This is a genomic window from Verrucosispora sp. SN26_14.1, from assembly GCF_004307965.1.
GTDB lineage: Bacteria > Actinomycetota > Actinomycetes > Mycobacteriales > Micromonosporaceae > Micromonospora.
On record NZ_SISL01000272.1, the window covers coordinates 1 to 8136 of the forward strand.

Consider the following 8136-nt stretch of genomic DNA (forward strand, 5'->3'; position numbering starts at 1 on the left):
CCGCAGCAGCGCGGCGACCGGCACGCCGACCACGGCCAGCCCGGCACAGGCCAGCAGCGGCAGGCGCAGGTGCGGCAGGCGGGCACGGATGGCGCCGGGCTCCCCCGCACGAGGCGCGGTCATCGGGCGTACGCCGGGAACTCGGCGACCAGCTCGGCCACGTCGGAGGCGACGCGGGCCAGCTCGTCGGTGCCACCCGGAGCCGCCGGGTCGGTGCGTACCGCCCGGGCGATCAGCTCGGCGACCTGGCGCATCTGCGGCTCGCCCATGCCCTGCGTGGTGACGCTCGGGGTGCCCACCCGGATGCCGGAGGCGACCATCGGCTTCTGCGGGTCGTACGGGATGGCGTTCTTGTTCAGTGTGATGGTCGCCGCGTCGCAGCGGGCCTCCGCCTGCGCTCCGGTCACCCCGGTCTCCCGCAGGTCGACCAGGGCCAGGTGGGTGTCGGTGCCGCCGGAGACCGGCCGCATCCCCTCCGCCGCCAACCCGTCGGCGAGCGCCTGCGCGTTGGCCACCACCTGCGCGGCGTACGTGCGGTACTCCGGCTGCGCCGCCTCGCGCAACGCGACGGCCTTGGCCGCCACCGCGTGCATCAACGGTCCGCCCTGGGTGAACGGGAAGACCGCCTTGTCGATCCGCTCGGCCAGCGACTCGCGGCAGAGGATGATCCCGCCGCGTGGACCGCGCAGCACCTTGTGCGTGGTCGCGCAGACCACGTCGGCGTACGGCACCGGGGAGGGGATAGCCTGCCCGGCGACCAGCCCGATGAAGTGCGCCGCGTCCACCATCAGGTACGCGCCCACCTCGTCGGCGATCTCCCGGAACCGGGCGAAGTCGATCAGCCTCGGGTACGCCGTCGCGCCACAGATGATCATCTTCGGTCGGTGCGTGCGGGCCAGGTCACGAAGATCGTCGTAGTCGATCAGCTCGGTGTCCCGCCGGACGGTGTAGCCGACCGTGTCGAACCACTTGCCGGAGAAGTTCACCCGGCTGCCGTGGGTCAGGTGCCCGCCGTGCGGCAGTTCCATCGCCAGCACCGTGTCACCCGGCTGCACCAGCGCGGCGTACGCGGCCAGGTTGGCGCTCGCGCCCGAGTGCGGCTGGAGGTTGGCGTGCTCGGCGCCGAACAGCTCCCGGGCCCGGGCGATGCCGAGTTCCTCGGCCCGGTCCACCTGGGCGCACCCGCCGTAGTAGCGCCGACCCGGATAGCCCTCGGCGTACTTGTTGGTCAGCGTCGAGCCGAGCGCGGCCAGCACCGCCGGGGAGGTGAGGTTCTCGCTGGCGATCAGTTGCAGACCGCCGCGCAGCCGGTCCAGCTCGCCGAGCACCACCTCCGCGATCTCCGGATCCGTGGTGCTGAGCTGCTCGAAGTCGGGCCCCCAGAAGGTGCCCTTACCGGTCTCCACAGCGCCCGAGTCTATTCGGCCGCAGACTGGAGGCCGTGAGATGTCTGGTGACCGGTGCGACAGGCTACATCGGCGGGCGGCTGGCGCCGCACCTGCTGGCCGAGGGACACACCGTGCGCTGCCTGGCCCGGCGGGCCGGACGGCTGCGGGACGTGCCGTGGGCCGGGCAGGTCGAGATCGCCGAGGGGGACCTGAGCCGGCCGGAGAGCCTGGCCGGGGTCTTCGACGACGTCGACGTCGCGTACTACCTCGTGCACTCGCTCGGGCAGGCCGGTTTCGAGGACGCCGACCGGCAGGCCGCGTCGGCCTTCGCGACGGCGGCCCAGGCGGCGGGCGTACGCCGGATCGTCTATCTCGGGGGGCCGGAACCGGCGGCCGGTGACGCCTCCTCGGCGCACCTGCGCTCGCGGACCGAGGTGGGCCGGATCCTGCTGGGCAGCGGCGTGCCCACGGTGGTGCTGCGCGCGGCGGTGATCATCGGTTCCGGCTCGGCCTCGTTCGAGATGCTGCGTTACCTGACCGAACGGCTGCCGGTGATGGTCACCCCGCGCTGGGTGTCGAACCGGGTGCAGCCGATCGCCGTCCGGGACGTGCTGCGCTACCTGGTCGGCTGCGTGGGCCTGCCGCCGGAGGTGAACCGGGCCTTCGACATCGCCGGCCCGGACGTGCTCACCTTCGGCGACATGATGCAGCGGTACGCCCGGGTCGCCGGACTGAGCCGCCGGGTCCTGCTGCCGGTCCGCGCGTTGACGCCCCGGCTCTCCTCGCACTGGGTCGGTCTGGTCACCCCGGTACCGAACGCCCTCGCCCGTCCGCTGGTGGAGAGCCTGGTGCACGAGGCGGTGGCGCACGAGCACGACATCGCGGCGTACCTGCCGGACCCGCCGGAGGGGTTGACCGGCTTCGACCGGGCGGTCGATCTGGCGCTGGCCAAGGTCCGCGACGCCGAGGTGGAGACCCGCTGGTCGTCGGCGGCGGGCCGGGACGCCCCGGCCGAGCCGCTGCCCAGCGACCCGCACTGGAGCGGCGGCAGCGTCTACACCGACGTGCGGGAGCAGCCGGTGGCGGCCTCGCCGGAGGCGCTGTGGCGGGTCGTCGAGGGGGTCGGCGGCCAGCACGGCTGGTACTCGTTCCCGCTGGCCTGGTCGGTGCGCGGCTGGCTGGACCGGCTGGTGGGCGGCGTCGGGCTGCGCCGGGGCCGGCGGAATCCGCACCGGCTGCGGGTGGGCGAGGCGCTGGACTTCTGGCGGGTGGAGGAGATCCTCCCCGGTGAGCTGCTCCGGCTGCGGGCCGAGATGCGGCTGCCCGGCCGGGCCTGGTTGGAGATGCAGGTGCGGCGCGACGACGACGGGCAGGTCCGGTACCGCCAGCGGGCCGTCTTCATTCCCAGGGGCCTGGCCGGGCACGCGTACTGGGCGGCGGTGGCGCCGTTCCACGCGGTGGTCTTCGGCGGGATGGCCCGCAACATCGCCGCCGACGCCGAGCGGACCGCCGTCGAGGCGCCACCGGCGGCGCGCTGACCGTCGCCCGCTCGCTCAGTCGCCGCTGCGGGTGGTGGTGTACCGCCACGCGGTCGTCTCGCTGGGCGGCACGAAGTCCCGGGACGGCACGTCGCGCAGCGCGAAGGCGAGGATCTCCCCCACCCCCTCCACCATCCGGCTCTGCACCGCCCGGCCGACCGCGTCCTGCGGATCGTCCGGGTTGGCCGCCATCGCCGCCGCCGCGAGCTGCGGGGTGAAGGCCACCACGGTCTCCGTGGCGTACCGCTCGGAACTGCCCGTCTTGCCGGCCACCGGCCGACCGAGCTGTCCGCGCAGGGCGGTGGCGGTGCCGCCGTGGCAGCCCTGGTACATCGACTGGTCCCCGACCGGGCAGCGGGCGGCGTCCGCCGCCGCGCGGGCCACGTCCACGTCGAGCACCTGGCGGCAGTCCGGTTGGCCCGCGGTCACCCGGCGGCCGGTGCCGTCGACGATCGAGGTGACCGGGGTGGGCGCGCACCACGTCCCCTCGGCCGCCAGCGTGGCGTACGCCCCGGCCAGGTCCAGCGGGGTGGTGGCGGCCACCCCCAGGGTGAACGGCCCCCACTCGCGCGCGCCGTGCCGGGCCAGCCGGACGTCGTCCTCGGCCCGCAGCACGATGCCGAGCCGCTCGGCCATCTCCACCACGCGGTCCGCGCCGACCCGCTCGGTCAGCCAGACGAAGTACGTGTTGACCGACTCGCCGAACGCGGACCACATGTCGTGCTCGCCGCGCATCGAGGCGCTGGCGTTCGACGGGCACCAGTACCCGCCGCAGTTCGTCTCGCCGCTGATCCGGTAGTCGGTGAGGATGCGGGTCGGCGCGTCGTAGACGGTCCGCAGCGGCATCCCGGCCTCCAACGCGGCCAGCATGGTGAACAGCTTGAACGTCGAACCGGCCTGGTACCCGACGATCGTGCCGCCACCGGCGACGAGCTGGTTGACCGTGTTCGGGTAGTTGGTCTGCCCGTGCGGGTTGGCCGCGACGCTGTAGTTGCGGTTGACCGACATGGCGAGCACCCGACCGGTGCCGGGCTCGACGACCGCCGTCGGCATGGCATGCGGCTCGTCCACCGAGTAGACCCGCCGCACCTGCTCGGTGGTGGCCCGCTGCACGCTCGGGTCGAGCGAGGTGACGATGGTGAAGCCGCCCCGGCGCAGGGTGCGCTGCCGCTCGTCGACCGTGCCGCCGAACGCCTTCTGCTCGTTCCACCAGCGGGTGAACCAGTCACAGAAGAAGCCCCAGTCGTTGTGTCCCGAGGGCACCGCCGTGCAGTCGTTCGGCGTCTCGCTGGGGCGCAGGTTCAGCGCTTCCGCCCGGGCCTCGTCCGCCACCTCGCCGGTGACCTGGCCGGTGGCGACCAACTGGTCCAGCACGTACCCCCGGCGGGCGGTGGCCGCGTCCGCGTCACCGTTGATCGGGTCGTCGGTGTGCGGGGAACGGACCAGCCCGGCCAGCATCGCCGCCTGTGCCAGCGTGAGCCGGTCCGGCGAGGTGGAGAAGTACCGCTTGCTGGCGGCGGCGACGCCGTACGCCCCGGCACCGAAGTACGCGATGTTGAGGTACCGGGCCAGGATCTGGTCCTTGGTCAGCTCCCGTTCCAGCGCCAGCGCGTACCGCATCTCCTGGATCTTGCGGGCGGTGCTCACCTCGGTGGCCGCCGCCCGTTGCGACTCGGTCAACCGGGGGTCCGTGCTCAACACGTTGCGGACGTACTGCATGGTCAGCGTGGAGGCGCCCTGCCGCGTGCCGCCGGAGCCCTGGTTGGCGGCGAAGGCCCGCGCCACGCCCCGCAGGTCGACGCCGCTGTGCTCGTGGAACCGGACGTCCTCGGCGGCGATGATGGCCTGGCGCATCACCGGGGCCACCTCGTCCAGCGGCACGTCCACCCGGTCCTCCTGATAGAAGGAGGTGATCAGGGTGGTGCCGTCCTTGGCGTACAGGTTGGACCGCTGGGCCGTGGGTGGCGTCCGGAGTGTGTTGGGCAGCTCGGTGTACGGCTCGGCCACCGCCGAGAAGCCGATCCCGAACACCAGCGCGGCCGGCAGTGCCGCCACCGCCAGCGCCAGGCCGGCCAGCGTGCCGGCCAGCAGAACGGTGAACACTTTCGGCAGGAACGCCCGGGTCATCAGCTCTCCCCGCAGGAGCCGTCAGGACCCTCCCAGAATGGCGCTAACCACCCTTTACGCCTCGGTTTTCCTCAAACCCGGAGGTAATTCACCGATCAGGGCAGCAGGATCGCCGCGAGCGGATGGATCGTCTCCTCGATCTCGTCCGCCACCCGGCTGAAGCACTGGTCGCCGCGTCCCCACGGATCGTCGAGGTCGTCGCTGGGCAGCAACGACGTGCCCTGACGGGCGACGTTCGCGGCCTCCACCACCGCCACGCCCCGGGCGTACACCGCGTCCGGGGTGGCCTCGACCGAGGGCAGCCCGTCGCGGTCCAGCGCGGTCAGCAGCCGACCGAACTCACCCAGCACGAAGGTGCGCGCGGCGGCGTCGGGGCGCAACGCCACCACGTACTCCTGCTGGTCGGCGGTGGCGGTCAGGACCAGGTCCGCGGCGTCGATGTGGTCGGAACGCAGCTTCCGCGCGGCGAAGCCGCTCACGGTGCCGCCCCGGGTGGTCACCTGGCGGGCCGCCGGCGGGTTCATCTCCTCGCCCGCGTGCCAGCCCCCGGTGCCCGCGCTGTGGCTGTGCAGCAGCTCCTCCACCCGGCCGGGGTCCAGGTCACGCCGGGCCAGTCGCTGGCCCACCGCGAGGGTGAGCAGCCGCTCCGCCATCGGCGAGCGGCAGATGTTCCCCATGCAGACGTGCAGGACGGTGAACGGAGGCATTCACGCCACCCGGCTCTCGACCAGCTCCGGCACCACGTCGCGCAGCCGGGCCAGGTCGATGGCGCCCTCGCGGACCATCGTCGGCACCTCACCGGTCAGGTCGACGATCGTGCTGGGCAGCGGGTCGACGGCCGGTCCGGCCTCCAGGTAGGCCCGCACCGAGTACGCCAGCTGCTCCCGCGCCTCGTCGGCGGTCTGCGCCGCCGGACGGCCGATCTTGTTGGCCGAGGCGACCGCCATCGGCCCGGTCTCCCGCAGCACCTCCAGCGCCACCGGGTGCAGCGGCATCCGGACCGCCACCACCCCGCTGTCGTCACCGAGATCCCACCGCAGGCTCGCCGAGTGCTTCACCAGGATGGTCAGCGCCCCCGGCCAGAACGCCTCCACCAGATCCCGGGCGGCCTGCGGCAGCGTGTAGACCAGACCGTCGAGGGTGTGTCGGGAGCCGATCAGCACCGGCGGCGACGCCTGCGTCCCACCCTTGGCGTCCACCAACGCCTTCACCGCGTACGGCGTGAAGGCGTCGGCACCGACCCCGTACACGGTGTCGGTCGGCAGGACGACCAGTTCGCCGTTGCGCACCGCCTCGATGGCCGCAGCGATGCCGCGGTCCCGGTTGGCGAGGGACCGGCAGTCGTAGAGCATCACGAGGAGCCAGTCTGCCACGTGTCGGCCGTCGCGGGTCGCCGGTGGTCCGTGCGACGGAACGCGGTGGCGAAACGGGAGCGGCCGGCGAGGTCGTGGTGCGCGGTGATCGCGGTGTACCGGCCGTCGGCGGCGAGCAGGTCGGGCACCGACGCGCCGTGGGTGTCGTCGTGCTCCACCCCGAGCGCACCACCGGGCCGCAGCAGGGCCGCCGCCCGCCGCAGCACCGGACGGATCACGGTCAGACCGTCGTCCCCGCCGAACACCGCCTCCGCCGGGTCGTGCCCGGCCACCTCCGGCGGTACGACCACCGCGAGCGGCACGTACGGCGGGTTGCAGAGCAGCACGTCCACCCGGCCGACCAGCTCCGCCAGCAGGTCCGGTGCGGTCACGTCGGCCGCCAGCACCTCGATCGGCCGGTCCCCCGCCGCCGCCCGGGTCGCCGCGTTGCGACGCAGCCAGGCCAGCGCGGCAGGCGCACGTTCCACCGCCACCACGCGGGCGGCCGGCACCTCCTGCGCCACCGCCAACGCGATCGCCCCCGACCCGCTGCACAGGTCCACCACCACCGGCGTCACCCCGTCGGCCACCCGCTCGGCGGCCCGCTCGACACCCCAGCCGGCGAGCAGCTCGGTCTCCGGGCGGGGCACGAAGACGCCCGGCCCGACGGCCAGTTCCAGATGCCGGAAGCCGGCGCTCCCGGTGAGATGTTGCAGCGGTTCACGCCGGCAACGCCGGCTCACCAACGCCTCGAAACGGTCGCGTTGCTCGTCGGTGAGACCGTCCGCGAGCGCCAGCCGTCCCCGGGGCACGGCCAGCACGTACGCGGCCAGAATCTCCGCCTCGGCACGGGCCGAGGGCACCCCGGCGTCGGCCAGCGCACGGGCGGCCCACGCCAGCACGACGGTGGGGCGCTCACGTCTCGTCCCTTCGGACGGGTGTTGCGGCACGGAGGTCACGCCATAATCATGAGTCGTCGCGGTGCACGTGCATAAGCGGGTGCATCCGGCGACACACCGACGGGAGGTCGCGGGTGGGCTGGCTCGACCGGGTCGATGACCAGGTTGACGCCCTGACGAAGGCGCGGGCGTTGCAGGAGGTGAGCCGCTCGGCCGAGGCGTCCGCGCTCCTGGATCGGGTGCTGTGCACCAGCAGCGACTCCCGGGTCCGCGCCGACGCGCTCGTCCAGCGGCTCTCGGCGTTGATCAATCTCGGCCGTACGGCGGAGTACACCCGGGCGATCGAGGAGGCGTCCGCCGCCGTCCGCGACCTCGCCGAGCCGTACCTGCACGGCCACCTCAACGCGCTGGCCGCGCTGGCCGCCCACCACCAGGGCGCGCTGGACCGCTGCGTGACGCACCTGGTGAAGGCCGCCCGGGCGCTGGGCGCGGTCGACGACCCGGACCGCGACACCGCCTGGGGCTGGCACGACCTGGCGATGGCGTACTCCTATCTCAGCTTCCACGGGTACGCGCTCGGTGCGATCGAACGGGCCCGTCAGCTCGGCACCGCCGCCGGAATCCCGGAGGAGACCTTCGCCGCCCCCGGGATCCGGCTGCGCAACGCGGTCGCCCTGGACCACACCGGCGACAGCGACGGGTGCCTGCGGGTCCTGCGGGACGTCGCCACCGACCTGGACCGGTTCGTCACCGCCGGCCGCGCCGACCGGTTGCGGCCGAGCAGCCTGGCCGCGTACGGCTACGCGGCGGCCGGTCTGGGCGAGTCCACCAC

The 8136-nt window shown here is 73.6% G+C and carries 6 protein-coding genes and 1 pseudogene; 2 read left to right on the plus strand and 5 right to left on the minus strand.

All coding sequences use genetic code 11. The annotated features are described in order from the left end of the window. Window positions 1-119 precede the first annotated feature (119 nt). The gene (gene glyA / locus EYA84_RS21265; RefSeq protein WP_131054806.1) at window positions 120-1406 is read right to left on the minus strand and encodes a serine hydroxymethyltransferase; all 1287 of its coding nucleotides are present in this window, start codon (window positions 1404-1406) and stop codon (window positions 120-122) included. Between the two features lie 35 nt (window positions 1407-1441). Here glyA and EYA84_RS21270 point away from each other — a divergent pair, with 35 nt between their 5' ends. Next, the gene (locus tag EYA84_RS21270; protein ID WP_131054807.1) at window positions 1442-2926 is read left to right on the plus strand and encodes an SDR family oxidoreductase; all 1485 of its coding nucleotides are present in this window, start codon (window positions 1442-1444) and stop codon (window positions 2924-2926) included. A gap of 15 nt (window positions 2927-2941) precedes the next feature. On the opposite strand, the gene EYA84_RS21275 is transcribed toward EYA84_RS21270, so the two are convergent. The 4 genes from EYA84_RS21275 to prmC form a co-directional block, all read right to left on the minus strand. Next, complete coding sequence (locus tag EYA84_RS21275) at window positions 2942-5053, minus strand: transglycosylase domain-containing protein (RefSeq protein WP_131054808.1); 2112 nt, start codon at window positions 5051-5053, stop codon at window positions 2942-2944. A 95-nt stretch (window positions 5054-5148) separates the two neighbouring features. After that, the gene (locus tag EYA84_RS21280) at window positions 5149-5760 is read right to left on the minus strand and encodes a phosphotyrosine protein phosphatase (protein WP_131054809.1); all 612 of its coding nucleotides are present in this window, start codon (window positions 5758-5760) and stop codon (window positions 5149-5151) included. Then, a complete protein-coding gene (locus tag EYA84_RS21285; protein ID WP_131054810.1) occupies window positions 5761-6405 on the minus strand; it encodes an L-threonylcarbamoyladenylate synthase in 645 nt (214 codons plus the stop codon). Continuing rightward, window positions 6405-7364: a peptide chain release factor N(5)-glutamine methyltransferase gene (gene prmC, locus EYA84_RS21290; RefSeq protein WP_201272447.1), complete on the minus strand. Its 960-nt coding sequence runs from the start codon at window positions 7362-7364 to the stop codon at window positions 6405-6407. Before prmC ends, EYA84_RS21285 begins: the two co-directional genes overlap by 1 nt. A 74-nt stretch (window positions 7365-7438) precedes the next feature. Between prmC and EYA84_RS21295 the strand changes: the two are divergent. Further along, window positions 7439-8136: pseudogene (locus tag EYA84_RS21295) on the plus strand (GGDEF domain-containing protein); the annotation flags it as partial.

Excerpts from the sequence above, each read along its gene's own strand:
- EYA84_RS21275 (WP_131054808.1), bottom strand. The coding sequence starts at position 5,053 with ATGACCCGGGCGTTCCTGCCGAAAGTGTTCACCGTTCTGCTGGCCGGC.
- EYA84_RS21280 (WP_131054809.1), bottom strand. The coding sequence starts at position 5,760 with ATGCCTCCGTTCACCGTCCTGCACGTCTGCATGGGGAACATCTGCCGC.
- EYA84_RS21285 (WP_131054810.1), bottom strand. The coding sequence starts at position 6,405 with ATGCTCTACGACTGCCGGTCCCTCGCCAACCGGGACCGCGGCATCGCT.